Annotated in this window: 14 protein-coding genes; 9 read left to right on the top strand and 5 right to left on the bottom strand. The window is 70.3% G+C overall.

Going from position 1 to position 21,149, the window contains the following annotated elements:
* The first annotated feature begins 1 nt into the window (after position 1).
* Both ADL01_RS35065 and ADL01_RS35070 read left to right on the top strand, forming a co-directional pair.
* On the top strand, positions 2-712 hold the full coding sequence (locus ADL01_RS35065; protein ID WP_234354900.1) for a futalosine hydrolase: 711 nt from the start codon (positions 2-4) through the stop codon (positions 710-712).
* Positions 690-1,559, top strand: coding sequence for a 1,4-dihydroxy-6-naphthoate synthase (locus ADL01_RS35070; protein WP_199835007.1), 870 nt, complete (start codon positions 690-692; stop codon positions 1,557-1,559). Before ADL01_RS35065 ends, ADL01_RS35070 begins: the two co-directional genes overlap by 23 nt.
* Before the next feature lie 49 nt (positions 1,560-1,608).
* Here ADL01_RS35070 and ADL01_RS47600 read toward each other — a convergent pair whose 3' ends face one another.
* Positions 1,609-1,992: a cold-shock protein gene (locus tag ADL01_RS47600; protein WP_006380984.1), complete on the bottom strand. Its 384-nt coding sequence runs from the start codon at positions 1,990-1,992 to the stop codon at positions 1,609-1,611.
* 195 nt (positions 1,993-2,187) lie between these two features.
* On the opposite strand from ADL01_RS47600, the gene ADL01_RS35080 reads away from it, so the two are divergent.
* Positions 2,188-2,445, top strand: coding sequence for a hypothetical protein (locus ADL01_RS35080; protein WP_053746100.1), 258 nt, complete (start codon positions 2,188-2,190; stop codon positions 2,443-2,445).
* On the opposite strand, the gene ADL01_RS35085 is transcribed toward ADL01_RS35080, so the two are convergent.
* Both ADL01_RS35085 and ADL01_RS35090 read right to left on the bottom strand, forming a co-directional pair.
* A complete protein-coding gene (locus tag ADL01_RS35085) occupies positions 2,415-3,056 on the bottom strand; it encodes an HAD family hydrolase (protein WP_107091081.1) in 642 nt (213 codons plus the stop codon). The genes ADL01_RS35080 and ADL01_RS35085 overlap by 31 nt on opposite strands.
* Positions 3,057-3,073: 17 nt before the next feature.
* Complete coding sequence (locus ADL01_RS35090; protein ID WP_053746110.1) at positions 3,074-4,102, bottom strand: hypothetical protein; 1,029 nt, start codon at positions 4,100-4,102, stop codon at positions 3,074-3,076.
* Between the two features lie 193 nt (positions 4,103-4,295).
* Between ADL01_RS35090 and ADL01_RS35095 the strand changes: the two genes are divergently transcribed.
* Positions 4,296-6,881: a helicase-associated domain-containing protein gene (locus ADL01_RS35095; protein WP_053746102.1), complete on the top strand. Its 2,586-nt coding sequence runs from the start codon at positions 4,296-4,298 to the stop codon at positions 6,879-6,881.
* Positions 6,882-6,974: 93 nt separating this feature from the next.
* On the top strand, positions 6,975-8,618 hold the full coding sequence (locus ADL01_RS35100) for a DNA repair helicase XPB (RefSeq protein ID WP_053746111.1): 1,644 nt from the start codon (positions 6,975-6,977) through the stop codon (positions 8,616-8,618).
* A gap of 98 nt (positions 8,619-8,716) precedes the next feature.
* Here ADL01_RS35100 and ADL01_RS35105 read toward each other — a convergent pair whose 3' ends face one another.
* Positions 8,717-10,669 carry an RICIN domain-containing protein gene (locus ADL01_RS35105; protein ID WP_053746103.1) on the bottom strand — a complete coding sequence of 651 codons (1,953 nt, stop codon included), beginning with the start codon at positions 10,667-10,669 and terminating at the stop codon, positions 8,717-8,719.
* Positions 10,670-11,164: 495 nt separating this feature from the next.
* Between ADL01_RS35105 and ADL01_RS35110 the strand changes: the two genes are divergently transcribed.
* From ADL01_RS35110 to ADL01_RS35120, 3 genes are all read left to right on the top strand, one after another.
* Positions 11,165-13,492, top strand: a complete 2,328-nt coding sequence (locus tag ADL01_RS35110) for a family 43 glycosylhydrolase (RefSeq protein ID WP_078960937.1) — start codon at positions 11,165-11,167, stop codon at positions 13,490-13,492.
* A gap of 427 nt (positions 13,493-13,919) precedes the next feature.
* Positions 13,920-16,235 carry a beta-L-arabinofuranosidase domain-containing protein gene (locus tag ADL01_RS35115; protein ID WP_053746105.1) on the top strand — a complete coding sequence of 772 codons (2,316 nt, stop codon included), beginning with the start codon at positions 13,920-13,922 and terminating at the stop codon, positions 16,233-16,235.
* A gap of 228 nt (positions 16,236-16,463) precedes the next feature.
* On the top strand, positions 16,464-18,110 hold the full coding sequence (locus ADL01_RS35120) for a glycoside hydrolase family 27 protein (RefSeq protein ID WP_053746106.1): 1,647 nt from the start codon (positions 16,464-16,466) through the stop codon (positions 18,108-18,110).
* A 149-nt stretch (positions 18,111-18,259) separates the two neighbouring features.
* Here the strand turns inward: ADL01_RS35120 and ADL01_RS35125 are convergent, their stop codons facing one another.
* On the bottom strand, positions 18,260-18,454 hold the full coding sequence (locus ADL01_RS35125) for a hypothetical protein (RefSeq protein ID WP_053746107.1): 195 nt from the start codon (positions 18,452-18,454) through the stop codon (positions 18,260-18,262).
* A gap of 372 nt (positions 18,455-18,826) precedes the next feature.
* Between ADL01_RS35125 and ADL01_RS35130 the strand changes: the two genes are divergently transcribed.
* Positions 18,827-20,905, top strand: a complete 2,079-nt coding sequence (locus ADL01_RS35130; protein ID WP_078960938.1) for a HelD family protein — start codon at positions 18,827-18,829, stop codon at positions 20,903-20,905.
* Positions 20,906-21,149: the final 244 nt, after the last annotated feature.

Genomic DNA, 21,149 nt, shown 5'->3' on the forward strand with positions numbered 1-21,149 from the left:
GATTCCGACGACGTCACAAGTACGAGTAGGGGTACGCGTACTCGTCGCCACCGCTGTTCCCGTCGAACGGGACGCGGTGGCAAAGGCGTTCGGCGGTGCTGAGGGCGGACAGGTCGACATCGTCGCGGTGGGGGTCGGCCCCGCCGCCTCCGCCGCGTCCGTCGCCTCGGCGCTCACCACCGCCGCGCTGCGCGGCACCCCGTACGGCCTCGTCGTCTCGGCGGGCATCGCCGGCGGTTTCCAGCCGGAGGCGCCGGTCGGCTCGCTGGTCGTCGCCGACGAGATCACTGTCGCGGACCTGGGCGCCGAGACACCGGAAGGATTCGTTCCGGTCACCGGTCTCGGCTTCGGCACCGTCACCCACCGTCCGCCGAAAGCACTCGTACGAGATGTCTCGACCGCGACCGGCGCCCGCGCCGGCACCGTCCTGACCGTCTCCACCGTCACCGGCACCGCCGAACGCGCCGCCGAACTGCGCGCCCGCCACCCCGGTGCGCTGGCCGAGGCGATGGAGGGCTTCGGCGTCGCCGAGGCCGCCGCCGCGCACGGTGTGCCGGTACTGGAGATCCGGGCCGTGTCCAACCCCGTCGGCCCCCGCGACCGCGCCGCCTGGCGCATCGGCGACGCGCTCACGGCCCTGACGGAGGCCTTCGGGAAGCTCACACCGGTACTGGAGAGTTGGAACCCCCATGAGCACCCAGAAGCACCCTGAGAAGCCGGGGAAGCTGCGGATCGCGTACTCGCCCTGCCCGAACGACACCTTCGTCTTCGACGCCTGGGCCCATGACCGGGTGCCGGGCGCGCCCGCGCTCGACGTGACCTTCGCGGACATCGACATCACCAACGGCATGGCCGAGCGCGGCGAGTTCGACGTGCTGAAGGTGTCGTACGCCGTGCTGCCGTACGTCCTCGACGAGTACGCGCTGCTGCCCTGCGGGGGCGCGCTGGGCCGGGGCTGCGGCCCGCTGGTGCTCACGCGGCAGGCCGGGGCCGACCTGACGGGCCGTACGGTCGCGGTGCCGAGCGAGCGGTCGACGGCGTATCTGCTGTTCCGCCTCTGGGCGGCGGACACGGTCCCCGGTGGGGTCGGGGAGGTCGTCGTGATGCCGTTCCACGAGATCATGCCCGCCGTGCGGGACGGGAAGGTCGACGCGGGGCTGGTCATCCACGAGGCGCGCTTCACGTACCAGAACTACGGGCTGCACAAGCTCGCGGACATGGGCGAGCACTGGGAGGCGACGACCGGGCTGCCGATCCCGCTCGGCGCGATCATCGCGAAGCGGTCGCTGGGCGCCGAAACGCTGCACCTGCTGGCCGAGGCCGCCCGGACGTCCGTACGCGCCGCCTGGGACGACCCGGAGGCCTCCAGGGCCTATGTCCTGGAGCACGCGCAGGAGATGGACCCGGAGGTCGCCGACCAGCACATCGGGCTGTACGTCAACGAGTTCACCGCCGGCCTCGGCGAGGACGGCTATGCGGCGGTCCGGGGGCTGCTGACACGCGCGGCGGCCGAGGGGCTGGTGCCGCCCCTCGGCCCGAACGCACTCGATTTCCCCTAGAGATCCACGGGAATCTCGGGAATCTGCCGACGACGCCCTACACGTCCGGCTACACGTCGAGCTGGTCGGCGACCGCTCGCAGCAGGCCCGCGATCTTCGCGCCCGAGGTCTTCTCGGGGTAACGGCCCCTTTCCAGCATCGGGGTGATGTTCTCCAGGACGGTCGTCAAATCCTGGACGATGGAGGCCAGTTCGTCGGGCTTCTTGCGCTGCGCCGCCGCGACCGACGGGGTCGGGTCCAGGATCACGACGGAAAGCGCCTGGTCACCGCGTTGCCCGGCGACAACTCCGAACTCCACGCGCTGGCCCGGCTTGAGGGAATCGACTCCGGCGGGCAGGACCGAGGAATGGACGAAGACGTCACCGCCGTCGTCGCGGGAGAGAAAGCCGAAGCCCTTCTCACTGTTGAACCACTTGACCTTGCCGGTGGGCACGTCTGTTCCTCGTCCTCATACTCGTCGGAAAACTGCTTCGGGCTGCTGAAGGTACTGCGAACCACGGGTGGGAAAACGAGTCTTGACAGCACTCGGGCGGGTCCCTTGACCCGCCGGTACCAAGGCTAGTGGCCGAACGGCGGGTGACAAGACGTCGCCCGGTTGTTCCTTCGGGCAGGGAACTACCCTGGTCGAGTGCGTGACAAAACCCAAACGAATTCCGGCGCGGCCGGAGATCGGCTGATCCGTGCCGGTGCCATCGTGTTCTTCGTCGGTGCGGTGGCCACTTTGGTCACCGTGGCCCCATTCCTCCTCGGTACGACGCCATTCCCCACGTTCATGTTCGGCTTGAGCATGCTCATGGGCGTCGGCTTCCTCGTCGCGGGCGCCGGTGTGCTCCGGTCGGCGGCCGAGGGGCGCCGTCAGGCGCGGGCGGCCGTCGCGTCCGAGTAGCCCGGATCGCCCGGGTAGGAGGCCAGCCAGGCCGGGAAGTGCGTGAGGTCGTCGAGGACGACGTCCGCGCCCGCCGCGCGCAGCTCAGCGGCGTCGCAGGGCCCGGTGGGCACGGCGACCGACAGCGCACCGGCGGCCCGGGCGCCCCGTACGTCTCCGACGTGGTCGCCGACGTACACGCTCGCGCCCTGCTCGCGCAGGGCCACCGCCTTCTGCTCGGCCCACAGGTCGCCGATGAGCGCGTCGGGCTCGATGCCGAGGTGCGCGAGGTGCAGTGCGGCGTTCGCCTCGTACTTGGCGGTGACGACGACCGCCCGGCCGCCGGACGCGCGTACGGCCTCGATCGCCGCGCGGGCGCCGGTCATCGCGGGGGTCGCGGTGATGGCGATGGCCGGATACATCGACCGGTAGAGATCGCTCATGGCCTCGATGCGATCGGCCGGAAACCAGTGCGTGAGCTCGTCCGCGAGGGGCGGTCCGAGGCGGGTGACGGCCATGTCGGCGTCGATGAACGTGCCCGTGCGCTCGGCGAGCGCCGTGTAGCAGGCGTGGATGCCGGGGCGGGAGTCGATGAGGGTCATGTCGAGGTCGAAGCCGACGGTCAGTGTCATATGCACCATTGTGGGGCTCAGCGTGAGCGCTGGGAGCGCCAGACCAGGAACAGGGCGGAGGCGATCGCGGCGCCGCGCAGGACCCACGGCCAGGTCTGGGTGAGGGCCTCGTTCATGTGGCCCTCGGCGATGGGTTCGCCCCAGCGGCCCCGCGTACGGCCCCACAGCCAGCCGACGCCGGCCGCGACCGCCGCCGCGGGCAGGTACACGACCGCCCACTTCGTCTCGGCCTGGGTCAGCCGGCGAGAGGCGTAGGCGATGGCCCAGCCGACGAGGAGGGCGTAGAGGTTGCCGAGGACCGCTCCCACGACGAGCAGAGCGGCGGCGAGGAGGAGCAGCGGGTTGCTCCAGCGGCCGGAGGGGAGCGGGATGCGGAGCCGGGGGCGGCGGCGCGGGGCGGCCTGGGTTTCGTCCTCCGTCCTGTCCTCGGCGTCCGCTTCGTGTGCTTCGGTGGCGGGTTCGGGGGCCGCGTCGGCGGGCCTCGCCGGCCTGGGGGGCCGCTTGAGCAGGTCGGGGATCTCCAGACCGCCGACGAACCCGGGCGGGAGGCTGTCCATCTCCGTGAGCGGGCCCGTACGACGCGCCAGCCACCAGTCCGCGTCCCCGTTCCCGAGTTCGTCGGTGCCGGCGAGATGGGGCGGGACGGGATCACTCCCGGAGGGAAACGGAGCGAACGGCTCCGCCGACTTGGACGTCTCCGCCGCCTCCGCCGGACGCGGGCGCGGTACGAGACGCCCGAGCCCCCTGCCCTTGCGCTGCGGTTCCTCGCGGTCGCGCTGCACGGGTACGGCGACACGCGGCGCCTCGGGAGCGGCGGGTCCGGGGTCCGCGCCGGCGACGACCTCGTCCGGGGTGCCGATGCGGTCGAGGATGCGGCGTACGGAGGCCGGGCTGTCGACCGGCGCCTTGGCGCGGCGGCGGTCGATCTCCTCGCGCAGCCCGGAGACGAGGCGCATCCGATCGCTGGACGGCAACTGTCGCTGCTGGGCCAGGTCTCCGACCCTGCTCAGATATTCGTAGACGACCTGATCGCTCTCGATACCCACGAGCGAGACGTTACCGGCATCCATATCCCGGCCGGCGTCTCCAACCCGCCCCGGCATCTCCAGCCCGTCCGGCGTTTGAGGACAAGGCCCCGTCAGGGCCGGAGGGGGGTCTGGGGGCGCAGCGCCCAGTGACGCCCGCACCGACTCCCCGTGCTGCGGAAAGACTCCGCACCCACCCGCTACCGTGGGCGGGATGAGCACCGAGGAGACACCGGCACCGCGTTCCCTCGCGGAAGCGCTACGCGCGCGGGACGACGCGTCACTCGCCGCGCTGCTGCGCAGCCGTCCGGACCTCATCACCCCCGTCCCCACCGACCTCACCCAGCTGGCCACCCGCGCCGGCACGCGCGCGTCGGTCGTGCGCGCCCTGGAGCGTCTGGACAGGTTCACGCTCCAGACGGCGCAGGCGCTGGCCGTGGCCCCGGACCCGGCGTCGTACGACGTTCTGCTGGCCCTTCTGGCGGGCGACGACGCCGACCCCGGCGTGACGGCGGCCCTGCCGCGCGCCGTCGGTGTGCTGCGCGAGCAGGCGCTGGTGTGGGGCGGTACGGACCGGCTGCGTCTCGTGCGCACCGCCCGCGAGCTGCTGGCGCCCTCGCCGCAGCATCCGTCCGCGACGGGGCTCGGTCCGACGGTCGCGGAGGCGACGGCGGGGATGTCGCCGGGCCGGGTCCAGGAGATCGTGGCGGCGGCGGGGCTCACGTCGACGCACGACGCGGTGAGCGCGGTGGCGTCGCTGACGGCCCTGTTCACCGACCGCAAGCGGATGGCCGCGCTGCTCGAGGGTGCCTCCCCGGACTCCCTGGACGTGTTGCGGCGCCTGGTCTGGGGGCCGCCGTACGGGCAGGTCACCGCCGCTCCGGCCGTACATCTGCGCTGGCTCCTTGACCGGGGGCTGCTGCTGCCGACCACGCCCGGCACGGTCGTGCTGCCGCGCGAGGTGGCGCTGCATCTGCGCGGCGGGCGGGCGCACCGTACGACGGAGCCGTTGCCGCCCGGCATCGAGCCGGTCGCGACGCATCGTCCACAGGTTGTGGACAGCGCGGCGGCCGGGCAGGCGTACACGGCGCTCGCGACCGTCGAGGAGTTGCTGAAGGACTGGGACGAGGGCGGCCCGGTGGTGCTGCGGGCCGGCGGGCTGAGCGTCCGTGATCTGAAGCGGACGGCCGCCGCCCTGGACGTGTCCGAGCCGGTGGCCGCCTTCTGGGTCGAACTCGCCTATGTGGCGGGTCTGTTGGCGTCCGACGGGGAGGCCGATGAGCGGTACGCGGCGACCCCCGCGTACGACGAGTGGCTGGAGTGGCCGGCGGCGCGGCGCTGGGCGCGGCTCGCGGAGGCGTGGCTGACGATGACGCGGACGCCGGGAGTGATCGGCGGCCGGGACGCCAAGGACCGTACGCTGTCCACCCTCGGCCCGGGCCTGGACCGGTCGGCCGCGCCGGAGGTACGGCACCGGGTGCTGGCCCTGCTGGCCGCGCTCCCGGAGGGCACGGCCCCGACCGTCGACTCGGTGCTGGCCCGGCTGCACTGGGAGCGTCCGACGCGCGGCCCGCAGCAGGACCGGGAGGGCGACGAGGACCTGCGCACCAGACTCGCCCGCTGGACGCTGTCCGAGGCCGAGTCGCTGGGCGTCACGGGACGGGGGGCCCTGTCGTCGCAGGGCCGGGCCCTGCTCGGCGCCCCCGCCGCACCGGCGAAGACGGCCGAACCGACCGGCCCGGGCGACAAACTCCCGGTCCACCACCACACGAACCACACCCACCACACCGATCACGCCCACCACACCCATCCCGCGCATCCCGTCCCGGAGCCGCTCTCGCCGCCCGAGCAGGCCGTCGCCTCCGCCGCCGCGGCCCGGCTGCTCGCCCCGCTCCTGCCCGAACCGCTCGACCACGTCCTCCTCCAGGCGGACCTGACGGCGGTGGCCCCGGGCCCGCTCGAGCGCCCGCTGGCCGACGTGCTCGGCGTGCTCGCGGACGTCGAGTCGAAGGGCGGCGCGACGGTCTACCGCTTCACCCCGGGTTCCGTACGCCGCGCCCTGGACGCCGGCCGCTCCGCCTCCGACCTGCACGACTTCCTTGCCGCCCACTCCCGTACGCCGGTCCCGCAGCCCCTCGCCTACCTCATCGACGACGTCGCGCGCAGACACGGGCACCTGCGGATCGGCGCGGCCTCGGCGTACGTGCGCTGCGACGACGACGCGGTGCTCAGCGAGATCCTCGCCGACAAGCGGTCCGCGAATCTGCGGCTGCGGCGCCTCGCGCCCACGGTGCTGGCCGCCCAGGCCGACCCGTCGGCGCTCCTCGAAGGGCTGCGCGGCATGGGTTTCGCGCCGGCCGCCGAGTCCGCCGAGGGCGACGTCCTGATCACCCGCGCCCACGCCCACCGCACCCCGGCCCGCACGGCCCCGGACCCGGTGCCGGACGGCCCGCCGGCTCCCGACGCCACGCTCCTGTCGGCGGCGATCCGCGCGATCAGGGCGGGCGACCTGGCGTCGACGGCCCCACGCAGGCCGACGGAGACCCCGGCCGTCGACGGCGACCTCCCGCGCACCGGCCCCGCCGAGACCCTGGCCACCATGCAGGCCGCCGTGATGACGGGCGAGGCCGTCTGGATCGGGTACGTCAACGCCGAGGGCGCCGCCAGCCAGCGCGTCATCGCCCCCATCCGCGTGGAGGGCGGCTTCGTGACGGCGTACGACCACACGGCGGACGAGGTACGGACGTACCCCCTGCACCGGATCACCGGGGTGGCGGAACTGGCGGACGACCAGCCGTAGGGGTGTGATGCGCACCCCGCCGTGACCGGCCGCCGGTAAGGCACACTGGACGTTTGGCCGTACGTAGGCCGTACGGAAGGGATGTGTACGCACGTGAATGGTCCTCTCATCGTCCAGTCGGACAAGACCCTGCTCCTGGAGGTCGACCACGAGCAGGCCGGCGACTGCCGTCGGGCCATCGCACCGTTCGCGGAGCTGGAGCGGGCACCGGAGCACATCCACACCTACCGGGTGACCCCACTGGGCCTGTGGAACGCGCGGGCCGCCGGGCACGACGCCGAGCAGGTCGTCGACGCGCTCGTGCAGTACAGCCGCTATCCCGTACCGCACGCGCTGCTCGTCGACATCGCCGAGACGATGGACCGCTACGGGCGGTTGACGTTGAGCAAGCACCCGACGCACGGACTGGTCCTGACGACCACCGACCGTCCCGTGCTCGAGGAGATCCTGCGCTCCAAGCGGGTCACCCCGCTCGTCGGCGCCCGGCTCGACCCGGACACCGTGGCCGTGCACCCCTCCGAGCGCGGGCAGATCAAGCAGGTGCTGCTGAAGCTGGGCTGGCCGGCCGAGGATCTCGCCGGGTACGTCGACGGCGAGGCGCACGCGATCGAGCTGGCCGAGGACGGGTGGGCGCTGCGCCCGTACCAGCAGCAGGCCGTGGAGAACTTCTGGCACGGCGGCAGCGGAGTGGTCGTACTCCCCTGTGGGGCGGGAAAGACGCTGGTCGGGGCCGGTTCCATGGCCGAGGCGAAGGCCACCACCCTCATCCTCGTCACGAACACCGTCTCGGCCCGGCAGTGGAAGCACGAGCTGGTGAAGCGGACGTCGCTGACCGAGGAGGAGATCGGCGAGTACAGCGGTACGCGCAAGGAGATCCGGCCGGTCACCATCGCCACGTACCAGGTGCTCACGACCAGGCGTAAGGGTGTCTACCCGCACCTGGAGCTGTTCGACTCCCGCGACTGGGGGCTGATCATCTACGACGAGGTGCATCTGCTGCCCGCGCCCGTCTTCAAGTTCACCGCCGATCTCCAGGCCCGGCGACGCCTCGGCCTGACCGCGACCCTCGTCCGGGAGGACGGGCGGGAGTCGGACGTCTTCTCGCTCATCGGGCCCAAGCGGTTCGACGCGCCCTGGAAGGAGATCGAGGCGCAGGGCTACATCGCGCCCGCCGACTGTGTGGAGGTCAGGGTCAATCTGACGGAGTCGGAGCGGATCGCGTACGCCACCGCCGAGACCGAGGAGAAGTACCGCTTCTGTGCGACCACCGCGACCAAGCGGAAGGTCACGGAGGCGATCGTGCGGCGCTTCGCCGGACAGCAGATCCTCGTCATCGGCCAGTACATCGACCAGCTCGACGAACTGGGCGAGCATCTGAACGCGCCCGTCATCAAGGGTGAGACGCCGAACTCGCAGCGCGAGAAGCTCTTCGACGCGTTCCGGGAGGGCGAGATCAGCGTGCTGGTCGTGTCGAAGGTCGCGAACTTCTCCATCGACCTGCCGGAGGCCACCGTCGCCATCCAGGTCTCGGGCACGTTCGGGTCGCGGCAGGAGGAGGCGCAGCGGCTGGGGCGCGTGCTGCGGCCGAAGGCCGACGGCCACAAGGCCCACTTCTACTCGGTGGTCGCCCGGGACACCATCGACCAGGACTTCGCCGCACACCGCCAGCGGTTCCTGGCGGAACAGGGGTACGCCTACCGGATCATGGACGCGGACGAACTGCTGACGGAGAGCTGAGCCCGGCGGGAGCGGGGGGGTGGGGGGAGCGGGCCTGATACGCCCGCTCCCCCCACCCTCGCTCCCGCCACCCCCCGCTCCCGCAACCCGTGCGATCGTCAGACGGCGATGATCTGCCATTGCTGCCGAGTCAGTGCCGCGTACGGCTGCTGCTCGATGGTGGCTCCGTCGGTGGTGCTGCCCTCGTCGACGGCGAGGCAGAGCCCGCTGTAGCGGTCGATGAGGAAGTAGTAGCCGTCACCGGTGGGCGTGACCGCCCAGTGCTGCTGGGGGGCGTTGGCGTCCGACCAGATGCCGACGACGCCACCGTCCACGCGGGAGAGACCCCCGACCTCCATGAGCTTGCCGCTGGCCACCCCCTTGATCTTGTAGTAGCCGTCGCCGGTTTTGACGAAGGTCCACTGCTGGTTCGACTTGTTGAGCCACGGCCACTGGATGACGCTGGTGTTGTTCGCGGTGCCGCCGCCCCGCACGTCGGCGACCTTGCCGCTGTGGCGGGCGACCAGCCGGTAGACGGTGCTGTCGCCGGGGAGCGTGGTGGACAGCAGGGCCGGCTTGGCCGTCCGGCCGCCGATGTGAACACCGCCCATGTTGGCGTAGCCGCCGGTACCCGCGTTGGCCTGGAGCCGTACGAAACCCACGTTCCGGGCGGGCCATTCGGCCACCTTGGTGGCGCGGCCGACGGCCCAGGTACCGGTGGCGACCTGCGTGAAGTTCACGCCGTCGGTGCTGGTGGAGATGGTGTACGAGGTGATGTCGCCGTCGGCCGACTCGCTGCGGTTCCACTGCTTGGGCAGGTATTCCAGGGTGGAGACGTTGCTCCACACCCCGCCCAGGTCGATCGTGATCGAGTGCGGCAGGGCCGGGGACAGTCCCCAGGTCGACCAGCAGGTCTCGTAGCCCTTGTCACTCAGCCCGTCGATGGCGTTGAGCGGTCCCTCGCCGGTGTGGAATCCGGTCGCGTAGGCGCTGACAGGCGTCACGGGGTGTTCGGCGCGCGGCATCTGGGCCGGCAGTGGTGGCCTGGAGGTGTCCGGGCTCCAGGCCGCCCCGACTTCGGCGAGCCGGTTGACGATGTTGGTGTCCAGCTTGCCGTTGCGGTTGGGCGGGCAGTTGAGGATGAACGAGGTGTACTTCGGTTCCAGGTCCGCCAGATGCGACAGGATCGCCGCCTTGCTCATGAGGCCTTCGGTCGGCGTGGTCGGGTGCCAGAACCAGCCGTTGCTGATCGTCTGTCCCTGCGTGGCGGCGTAGGTGTTTCCGGCCGGGGCGGTGATGCCGAGCGGCTCCTCGAAGTAGATCGCGTCGCCGAGGAACGGCACCGACAGTCCGCCGTGGTCGATCATGACGATGTCCGGCTGGAGCGACTTCACGAGCTCACGGACCCGCTGGTAGGAGATGGCCTGCTGGCCCATCTGCCACCCGTAGCCGTCGGTGACGAACATGTCGATGGTGCCGTAGTTGGTGAGCAGCTCGGTGATCTGGCCGAGGACGAAGGTCATGTCGCTGGGCTGGATGGCGTCGGTGATCTCGAGTCCGGACACCTTGTGCCGGCTCTCCCACGCCTCGACGCCGAAGGTGCGGTCCCATATCGAGTAGTAGAGCCCGACCTTCAGGCCCTTCGCCCGGAAGGCGTCGCAGTACGCCTTCACGACGTCCTGCTTGTAGGAGCTGTTCGCGACGTTCTGGGTGCCGTGGGCGCTCGGCCACAGGGCGAAGCCGTCGTGGTGCTTGGTCGTCAGGATGCCGTAGCTCATCTTCGCCGCCGCGGCGGCGTCCGCCCACTGGGCGCAGTCCACGGCCGTGGGGGCGAACAGAGCGGGATCCTGGTTCGGCTCGGCCCACTCCTGGTTGGTGAAGGTGCCCAGGTTGAAGTGGTTGAACATGCCGAACCGCATGTTCGCCAGGTTTTCCAGATTGGTCTGGGGGTCGGCGGCGGCGGCCTCCGCCAGCAACGGCGACAGTGCGGGGATCACAGGCAGCGCGGTCGCGGCGACAGCGGCGCCCGCGGCACCCAGGAGGCTACGACGGGACAGTCTTCCTGACGACATGGGTGTACTCCGGGTTCGGGTGACTCTGCTGTTCGGGGTGCGGCAGATGGGGCGGTGGCCCGAGGGCGTTCGGTCTCCAGACCTTCAGGCGCGGGCCCCCTCGGGCTCCGAGGCGCCGGGTGTTACGCATGAAGGTCAGGGACGTAACCGCCCCGTGTCAACGGTTAAGTGGATGAAAGTGCCTCAAGCGGGAGCAGAACATGCCGCTTTACTCGCTTAAGTAGCCGCTTGTTCCGCCATAGACATGCCATGTTTCAGTCCCACAGCCTTCTCAGGTGCCGCGGACTACTGCCGTCCGAGGTATTGACGCCCCCCGCTTCCCACACCTAGCGTCTGCCCGAAGTTACGGACAATGTTCGACTTATCGAACAACTCGCTTGGTCGCCGCACCGCACCGACCGCACTCGGACGCGGCGGATCGGGGTGCCCGGGGGCCGCCGTCACCAGGCCCGCGTGACGAATTGACCCCTTGTCTTCCTCAGAGGGATGTGAACCATGCACAGCCTCATACCTCAGCGCCGCCGGAGATTCCGGCAGGGCGCTCTGGCCGCCGTGGCCGCCGCCGTCTCGCTTCTGGTGGGTGTCGTCGGCCCGGCCGCCCCTGCCCGGGCGGCGGACATCACCGACGGCCTCGCCCTCTGGTACAAACTCGACGCCACCTCCGGCACCGTGGCGGCGGACGCCTCGGGCAACGGCCGGAACGGCACCGTGAACGGCACCGCGGGCTGGTCGGGTTCCGGTGAAGGGCTCACGTTCAACGGGTCCAGCACCTACATCAAGGTGCCGGACAACATCATGAGCGGCATGAACTCGATCACCGTCTCGATGGACGTGCAGATCGACGCCACCCAGGGCACGCCCTACTTCCTCTACGGCTTCGGCAACACCACCAACGGCACCGGCAACGGGTACCTGTTCAGCACCGGCGACTCGTTCCGTACCGCCATCACCTCCGGGAGCTTCTCCACCGAGCAGAACACCCGGACCTCCGCCGCGCTGCCGCGCTCGGTCTGGAAGCACGTCGCCTACACCCAGACCGGCACGACGGGAATCCTCTACCGGGACGGCGTGGAGGTGGCCCGCAACACGTCGGTCACCGTCACCCCCGGTTCCATCGGCGCCGGCGCCACCGCGGCCAACTACATCGGCAAGTCGCTCTACAGCGGGGACAAGCTCTTCAAGGGCAAGATCCGCGACTTCCGGGTCTACAACCGCGCGCTGGCGCCCGGCGAGGTAGTCGAAATCAGCGGCAACACCGCGGGCATCTCCGCGGCCTCCTCCCCCGCACTGAAGATCGACGCCATCATCGACGACGCGGGCAGCAGGATCACGCTGCCGGTGAAGGAGGGCACGGACGTCACCGCGCTCGCCCCGCAGTTCACCCTGACCACGGGCGCGTCCATCAGCCCGGCCTCCGGCACCCCGCGCGACTTCACCAACCCGGTGACGTACGAGGTGACCGGCTCCGACGGGACGAAGCGCACCTGGACGGTCTCGGCGCTCGTCATGCGCAGCCCGGTCCTGCCGGGGTTCACCGCCGACCCGAACATCGTCCGCTTCGGCGACACGTACTACATCTATCCGACCACCGACGGCTTCGCGAACTGGAGCGGTACGCAGTTCAAGGCCTACTCCTCCAAGGACCTGGTCCACTGGACGGACCACGGCGTCATCCTCGACCTCGGCCCCGACGTCAGCTGGGCCAACGGCCGGGCCTGGGCACCGACGATGACCGCGAAGAACGGCAAGTACTACTTCTACTACTCCGCCGACACGAACATCGGCGTCGCGGTCTCCGACTCCCCCACCGGCCCGTTCACGGACCCCCTGGGCAAGCCGCTGATCGCCAGTGGCTCCCACTCCGGCCAGATGATCGACCCGGCGGTCTTCACCGACGACGACGGCCAGTCGTACCTGTACTGGGGCAACGCCCGGGCCTACGTGGTCCCGCTGAACGACGACATGATCTCCTTCGACGCTTCCAAGGTCACCGAGATCACCCCGAGCGGCTTCCGCGAGGGCTCCTTCGTCATCAAGCGCCAGGGCACCTACTACTTCATGTGGTCGGAGAACGACACGCGGGACGAGAACTACCGCGTCGCCTACGCCACCGGCCCCTCGCCCACCGGTCCCTGGACCAATCGAGGCGTGATCCTGGAGAAGGACCTCGCCCTCGGCATCAAGGGCCCCGGCCACCACTCCGTGGTCCAGGTGCCCGGTACCGACGACTGGTACATCGCCTACCACCGTTTCGCCATCCCCGGCGGTGACGGCACCCACCGCGAAACCACCATCGACAAGCTGGAGTTCGACGCCGGCGGCCTGATCAAGAAGGTCGTGCCCACCCTGACCAGCATCGCCCCGGTCACCGCCGGCACCACTCTGCCGACGGAGACCACCCGCTCACTGAGGTCGGTCAACTACCCCGGCCGCTACGCCGTCGTACGGTCCGACAGCCTCGGCTACATCGACCCCGTGACGTCCACCAGCACCGCGCCGGTCAAGCAGAGCGCCACCTTCACGATCGTCCCCGGTCTGGCCGACGGAAGCTGCTACTCGTTCCGTGACGCGTCCGGCCGCTACCTGCGCCACATGGACTACCGGATCCGCGCCGACGCGAGCAACGGCACGACGGCCTTCAACAAGGACGCCACCTACTGCGCCCGCCCCGGTTCGGCCACCGGCTCGGTCAGCCTGGAGTCGTACAACTACCCCGGCCGCTTCCTCCGCCACTACAACTACGAACTGCGCATCGACCCCTTCCAGGACAACGCCACCTTCCGCGCCGACAGTTCCTTCACGGCGGTCAGCCCCTGGGCCTGACCGATCCCCACGCTCGCCAGTGGGCCCGCAGGGCGAAGCCCTGCGGGCCCACTGGCGACCCTAGGACCTGTCGGTACCACGGCTGAGGTGTTCGGCGGGTTCAGGAGCCGAAGGCTTCCTCACACATCCCCCACACATCCCATGTCCGGCTTGGCCGACAGGGCACCACTCGAAGGCCAATTCGGTGCAGGGGCAAGGCTTTTGTGTCACAAGGCTAGACACCAGGTGGGTTCATATCCGTTAATCCCTCCCATGTAGCAAGGCAAAGATCGATGAGCCCGAGAGTCCGAGCCCCCCCTGGGGGCCGGACTTTTTTGCCGAGCACCCCAACCCGTAACGAGCCGCGCGCCGCGTCCCACCGCCCGACATGTGAGCCGCCACACCCACGGCGCCGAGTCATGCTCTCTCGCCTCCCGAAAGGTTTGAGATGTCCTCCTACGTCAGCAGACGACGCCTCCTGCAAGCAGCCGGGGCCACCGCCGCCGCCTCCGCCACCGGAGTCTTCGTCGGCAGCTCTCCCGCCCTCGCGGCGGCCGTTCCCCCCGCCAGGGCCGACATCGGGGTCTCGGCGCACCCCTTCGACCTCGGCCAGGTACGGCTGACCGCGAGCCGGTGGCTGGACAACCAGAACCGTACGCAGAACTACCTGCGGTTCGTCGACGCCGACCGGCTGCTGTACAACTTCCGCGCCAACCACCGGCTGTCCACCAACGGCGCGGCCGCGACCGGCGGCTGGGACGCGCCGGACTTCCCCTTCCGCACCCACGTCCAGGGGCACTTCCTCACGGCGTGGGCCCAGTTGTACGCCGTCACCGGGGACACCACCTGCCGGGACAAGGCCACCTACGTGGTCGCGGAGCTGGCCAAGTGCCAGGCCAACAACGGCGCCGCCGGTTTCAGCGCCGGGTACCTCTCCGGCTACCCCGAGTCCGACTTCACCGCTCTCGAGCAGCGGACCCTGAACAACGGCAACGTGCCGTACTACACCGTCCACAAGACCCTCGCCGGACTGCTGGACGTATGGCGCCTCATCGGCAGCACCCAAGCCCGTGACGTGCTGCTCGCCCTGGCGGGCTGGGTCGACTCGCGCACCGGCCGACTGAGCGGCCAGCAGATGCAGGCCATGCTGGGCACCGAGTTCGGCGGCATGAACACCGTGCTGACCGACCTCTACCAGCAGACGGGCGACGCGCGGTGGCTCACCGTCGCCCAACGGTTCGACCACGCCGCCGTGTTCGACCCGCTCGCGGCGAACCAGGACCAGCTCAACGGGCTGCACGCCAACACCCAGGTGCCCAAGTGGATCGGGGCCGCACGGGAGTTCAAGGCCACCGGCACCACCCGTTACCGGGACATCGCCACCAACGCCTGGAACATCACCGTCAACTCGCACACCTACGCCATCGGCGGCAACAGCCAGGCGGAGCACTTCCGCGCCCCGAACGCCCTCGCCGGCTTCCTGAACAAGGACACCTGCGAAAGCTGCAACACCATCAACATGCTCACTCTCACCCGTGAGTTGTTCGCGCTGGACCCGAACCGGGCCGCGCTGTTCGACTACTACGAGCAGGCGTGGCTGAACCAGATGATCGGCCAGCAGAACCCGGCCGACAGCCACGGCCACGTCACCTACTTCACCCCGCTCAACCCGGGCGGCCGACGCGGTGTGGGCCCGGCGTGGGGCGGCGGCACCTGGAGCACCGACTACGGCACCTTCTGGTGCTGCCAGGGCACCGGCCTGGAGATGCACACCAAGCTGATGGACTCCATCTACTTCCGCACCGACAACACCCTGATCGTGAACCTGTTCGTGCCCTCGGTGCTCAACTGGTCGGAGCGCGGCATCACGGTCACCCAGACCACGTCGTACCCCGTCAGCGACACCACGACCCTCCAGGTCACCGGCAACGTCACCGGCACCTGGGCGATGCGCGTGCGCATCCCGGGCTGGACGGCCGGGGCCACCGTCAGCGTCAACGGCGTCGCGCAGAACATCGCCACCACCCCCGGCAGCTACGCCACCCTGAGCCGCTCGTGGACCTCCGGCGACACGGTCACCGTCCGCCTGCCCATGCGGACCGTCGTCCGAGCGGCCAACGACAACGCGAACGTCGCCGCGATCACCTACGGCCCCGTGGTCCTGTCCGGCAACTACGGTGACACCGCGCTCAGTTCCCTCCCGGCACTGGACACCTCGTCCATCACCCGGACCAGCAACAGCTCGCTCGCCTTCACCGCCACCGCGGGCGGCTCCACCGTCAACCTGGGCCCGTTCCACGACGCGCACGGCCACAACTACACCGTGTACTGGAGCACCGGCGCCACCGGCACCGTCCGTCTCGTCAACGCGGCCAGCGGTCTCCTGCTGGGCATCCAGAACATGTCCACGGCCGACGGTGGACGCGCTCTTCAGTGGTCCGACAACGGCACCGCCGACCACAACTGGTACATGGTCACCGACGGAAGCGCGGTCCGCTTCCGCAACGCCAACAGCGGCAAGGTGCTCGGCGTTCTGAACATGTCCACGGACAACGGCGCGACCGTCCTGCAGTGGGCGGACTCCGGCACCGCCGACCACAGATGGACACTGCTCGACCAGGGCGACGGCACCTACAAGATCCGCAACGTGAACAGCGGCAAGCTGCTCGCCATCGCGAACAACTCCACCGCCGTCGGCGCGTTCGCGGTCCAGGACGCGGACGACGGCACCACCGACAACCGCTGGCGCATCGTGCGGAACTGAGGCCGCTGCGGAAGCAGCGCCGGGTCGCTCTCCATCCTCCCGCTCACTCACTCCCTGTTCACTCACCCCCTACCCCCTCACTCCCTGCCCGCTCAGCAGTTCGACCATCGTTCGACATCACGAACAACCGCTCGCCGAGCGCTCACACATGATCACCAGCTCGCGACCGTGCCTGTAACGGCCCGCTGACAAGCGGCTTCCCTTTCGCCACCCGCAGGAAGGCCCCCCATGGTTCGCATACACAGACGACTGCTGCGTCTCCTCGCAGCCACCGCGCTGACGCTCACCACCTGCGTCACCGCCTCCGCCGGCACCACCGCCCAGGCCGCGCCGGGCAGCCCGGCGCTCACCCCGCCGATGGGCTGGAACAGCTGGAACAGCTTCGGATGCGGGATCACCGAGGCGCAGGTCCGCCAGGCCGCCGACGCGATGGTGTCCTCGGGGATGAGGGACGCCGGCTACCAGTACGTCGTTGTCGACGACTGCTGGTTCGACCCGCAGCGCGATGGCGCGGGCAACCTGCGGGGCAACCCGACCACGTTCCCCAGCGGCATGAAGGCGCTCGGGGACTACATCCACAGCAAGGGCCTGAAGTTCGGCATCTACCAGGCACCCAACGAGAAGACGTGCGCCCAGGGCGTGGGCAACTACCCCGGCGCCACCGGCAGCAAGGGCCACGAGGCCCAGGACGCGGCCTCGTTCGCCTCATGGGGCGTGGACTACCTCAAGTACGACTGGTGCTCCGGCAACGGCACCCTCAGCGAGCAGATCGCACAGTTCACCACCATGCGCGACGCCCTGCGCGCCACCGGCCGTCCGATCGTCTACAGCATCAACTCCAACAGCTTCCACTCCCCCACCGGCAACACCTACGACTGGGGCCAGGTCGCCGACCTGTGGCGGACGACCGAGGACCTGCTCGACATCTGGCAGAACGGCAACACCAACAGCTATCCCATGGGCGTCGGCAACGTCCTGGACATCACCGCGCCGCTGGCCGCGCAGGCGGGCCCGGGGCACTGGAACGACCCCGACATGCTGGTCGTCGGCCGTCCCGGTCTGTCGCTGACCGAGGCCCGCTCCCACTTCGCCCTGTGGTCACTGATGGGCGCACCGCTCATGGCCGGCAACGACATCCGCACCATGTCCACCGACGTGAGCGCGATCCTGCGCAACCCACGGCTGCTGGCTGTGGACCAGGACTCGCTGGGCGCGGGCGGGCGCAGGGTGCGCGACGACGGCGACACCGAGGTGTTCGCCAAGCCCCTGTCCGACGGCTCGGTCGCGGTCGGCCTGTTCAACCGGGGGAGCGGCACCGCGACCGTCACCGCCACGGCCGCGCAGGTCGGGCTGTCCGGAGGGTCGTTCACGCTCACCGACCTGTGGACCGGTGGTACGTCGAACACCTCCGGGCAGATCTCGGCGAGCGTCCCCGCGCACGGGGTCGCCGTGTTCAGAATGACCGGTGGCAGCCCTGTGGCCTCCACCACCGCCCGCCTGCGCGGTACCGGATCCGGCCGCTGCCTGGACGTGGACCGTGCCGCCACGGCGGCCGGGACGAAGACGCTGATCTGGGACTGCCAGACCGCCGCCAACCAGCTCTGGACCACCTGGGCCGGCGGCGAGATCCGCGTCTACGGCGACAAGTGCCTGGACGCCTCCGGCCAGGGCACCACCAACGGCACACCAGTCATCATCTGGCCCTGCAACGGCCAGAACAACCAGAAGTGGACCACGCAGGCCGACGGGTCGATCCGCAACGTCAACGCCGGGCTGTGCCTGGACGCCGAACAGGCAGGAACGGCCAACGGGACCTCGGCCATCCTGTGGACGTGCAGCGGCCAGAACAACCAGAAGTGGACCTCGCTCCCGTAGCCAGCCCCACCTGACAGACGACGCACGTCCCGACACCTGATCGGATGATCGGAAGTCGGCAGAGGGCAGTCCCACGACAGCGGGACACCGGGACACCGGGCAAAGCTGCGGGGACTGCCCTCCCGCACCACGTACAGGGCCTGAACGCTTTACCCGCGCCGGATGCCCGCTTCCTCCCCGTACTCGCCGAGGAGTATGACGCTCAGTGCGGCGCCCGCGAACACCTTGACGGCGCGCAGGGCGTCGCCGACGGGGTGGCGGTGGCCGCCCCGCACGGGGGTGGCGCCGGAGCGGGCGGAAGCCACGGAGGCTACGGACGCGGGGTTGAAGGCTGCTGCGCTCATGCATCCATGGTCGCTTCCGGGGCCGTCCGTGGCATCGGCCTGCGGGTCTAACCTCCCGCCTCCCCCTGTCCACCTCGGGGTGGACGTCTCCCCCACAGGCAGGTGGACTCCGTCCCCTAGGGGACCACTGAGGGAACCACAGGCACCGTACGCACGTCCGCGCTCCGGAGAACACGGGGGGCACGCGGGGGAACGCGGGGGCACGCGCCGAAATTGATTGGCCTCCGCGCCCTTGTGTCCCCTAGGATCTCGGCTCTTGCCCGCCTCCCGTCGTGGAGTGCCGCCGCCCGGACGGAAACCGGTCGGCTCTCGACGCCACACCCCAGCACCGCGTACCCAGCAGATACGCGGCAGGTCTCCGGAGGCACCCCCTTGTCCAGCCCCGTGTCCGAACCCGTTCCCGCGCCCATTCCCGCACACGTCTCCGACGATCCGCTCGGCCGCGAACGCTCCCACCTCGCCGCCTCCCGGGCGGCCCTGCGCGCCATGCGGGAGGACGCGGAGTCGCTCGACATCAAGGACGTCACCGCGAACTGGGTCAACGCGGCGGTCCTCTCCCGCCAGATCGAGGAGCGGATCAAGGCCCTCGCCGACCTGAGCCACACCCCCCTGTTCTTCGGCCGCCTCGATTACCTGCACGCCCCCGGCGCCGAGCAGGCCGAGGGCGCGGAGGGCGAGCAGTTCTACATCGGGCGGCGGCACGTCCACGACGCCGACGGGGACCCCATGGTCATCGACTGGCGGGCCCCGGTGTCCCAGCCGTTCTACCGGGCGTCCAAGAAGGACCCGCTGGACGTCGGCCTGCGCCGCCGGTTCGGGTACACCGGCGGGGACCTCACGGCGTACGAGGACGAGCACCTCTCCGACCCCTCCGAGACGGCTGCCACCAGCAAGCTGCTCCAGCAGGAGATCGAGCGCCCGCGTGTGGGTCCGATGCGCGACATCGTGGCGACCATCCAGCCCGAGCAGGACGAGATCGTACGCAGCGGGCTGGGCGGCTCGGTGTGCGTGCAGGGGGGTCCCGGCACCGGGAAGACGGCCGTCGGTCTGCACCGGGTCGCGTATCTCCTCTACGCCCACCGTGAGCGGCTGGCCCGTACCGGCACCCTCGTCATCGGGCCGAACAGCTCCTTCCTCCAGTACATCGAGCAAGTGCTGCCCGCCCTGGGCGAGTTGGAGGTCAAGCAGGCCACCGTCGACGATCTGGTGGCCCATGTGGAAGTGCGTGGCACGGACGAGTCGGCGGCGGCCGTCATCAAGGGCGACGCGCGAATGGCGGACGTCCTGCGCAGCGCCGTGTACTCCCACGTGACGCTGCCCACCGAGCCCGTGGTGGTCGTACGCGGATCCAGGCGCTGGCGCGTCCCGGCGTACGAACTCGAAGCCGTCGTACGGGAGTTGCTGGACAGAGGCATTCGCTACGGCGCCGCCCGGGAGGCCCTGCCGCAGCGCATCGCGCACCTCGTGCTGGTGCAGATGGAACGGTCGGGCGAGGCCCCCGACGACCGTGTGCAGGACGCCGTCGCACGCAACGCGGCGGTGAAGGCGGCCGTGAAGACCCTCTGGCCGCCCGTCGAGCCCGCGAAACTCGTCCTTCGCCTGCTCACCGACGCCGACTTCCTCGCCGTCCACGCGGCCGGAATCCTGGACGCGGACGAGCAGAAGGAGATCCTCTGGGCGAAGCCCGTACGGTCGGTGAAGGCGGCCAAGTGGTCTGCCGCGGACGCCGTGTTGATCGACGAGACGACCGACCTGGTCCAGCGCACGCACTCGCTCGGGCATGTCGTCCTGGACGAGGCGCAGGACCTCTCGCCGATGCAGTACCGGGCGGTGGGCCGACGCTGCACGACGGGCTCGGCGACGGTCCTCGGCGACCTCGCGCAGGGTACGACGCCGTGGGCGACGCGGAGTTGGGCGGAGGCACTCACCCACCTGGGCAAGTCCGATGCCGTGATCGAGGAACTGACGGCGGGTTTCCGCGTCCCGACGGACGTGATCACGTACGCCTCACGCCTCCTGCCGCACATCGCGCCGGGTCTGACGCCGGTGGCGTCGGTCCGCGAGAACCCGGGGTTCTTCGACGTACGGGCGATCAGCGGGGAGGGTGAAGTGGTCGCGGCCTGCGAGGAGTTGCTGCGCAACGAGGGCTCGACGGGCCTGATCGCGGCGGACGCCCGCATCCCCGACCTCGCCCAGGCACTGACGGCGGCGGGCATCGGCCACCTCTCCCCGGGCGAGGAGACGACCCACGAGACCCGGCTGACACTGGTACCGGCGTCACTGGCGAAGGGCCTGGAGTACGACTACGTGGTCCTGGACGACCCCCAGGCGGTGGTGGACGCCGAACCCGACGAACGCACGGGCCTACGACGCCTGTACGTGGCCCTGACCCGAGCGGTATCGGGCCTGATCGTGACCCACACGACCCCCCTGCCCCGCGAACTCTCCTGACCGTCTCTGTCCAGCCCAGGCCCGCCATCCCAGCCCGTCCGGCGTCTGAGGACAAGGCCCGTCCAGCCCAGGTCGCGTTTCCCGCCCACCCGTTTGCCGCATCAGTCCAGCCCAGGCCCAGCCATCCCAGCCCGTCCGGCGTCTGAGGACAAGGCCCGTCCAGGGCCGACAGCGGGGTCTGGGGCGGCAGCCCCAGGGATGGGACGGGTAAGGACGGCGGGGGCGAAAACACACACCGCCCCAC

The organism is Streptomyces sp. NRRL WC-3618, from assembly GCF_001280005.1.
Classification (GTDB): domain Bacteria; phylum Actinomycetota; class Actinomycetes; order Streptomycetales; family Streptomycetaceae; genus Streptomyces.

Excerpts from the sequence above, each read along its gene's own strand:
- ADL01_RS35070 (WP_199835007.1), top strand. The coding sequence starts at position 690 with ATGAGCACCCAGAAGCACCCTGAGAAGCCGGGGAAGCTGCGGATCGCG.
- ADL01_RS35085 (WP_107091081.1), bottom strand. The coding sequence starts at position 3,056 with ATGACACTGACCGTCGGCTTCGACCTCGACATGACCCTCATCGACTCC.
- ADL01_RS35095 (WP_053746102.1), top strand. The coding sequence starts at position 4,296 with ATGAGCACCGAGGAGACACCGGCACCGCGTTCCCTCGCGGAAGCGCTA.
- ADL01_RS35105 (WP_053746103.1), bottom strand. The coding sequence starts at position 10,669 with ATGTCGTCAGGAAGACTGTCCCGTCGTAGCCTCCTGGGTGCCGCGGGC.
- ADL01_RS35110 (WP_078960937.1), top strand. The coding sequence starts at position 11,165 with ATGCACAGCCTCATACCTCAGCGCCGCCGGAGATTCCGGCAGGGCGCT.
- ADL01_RS35115 (WP_053746105.1), top strand. The coding sequence starts at position 13,920 with ATGTCCTCCTACGTCAGCAGACGACGCCTCCTGCAAGCAGCCGGGGCC.
- ADL01_RS35120 (WP_053746106.1), top strand. The coding sequence starts at position 16,464 with ATGGTTCGCATACACAGACGACTGCTGCGTCTCCTCGCAGCCACCGCG.
- ADL01_RS35125 (WP_053746107.1), bottom strand. The coding sequence starts at position 18,454 with ATGAGCGCAGCAGCCTTCAACCCCGCGTCCGTAGCCTCCGTGGCTTCC.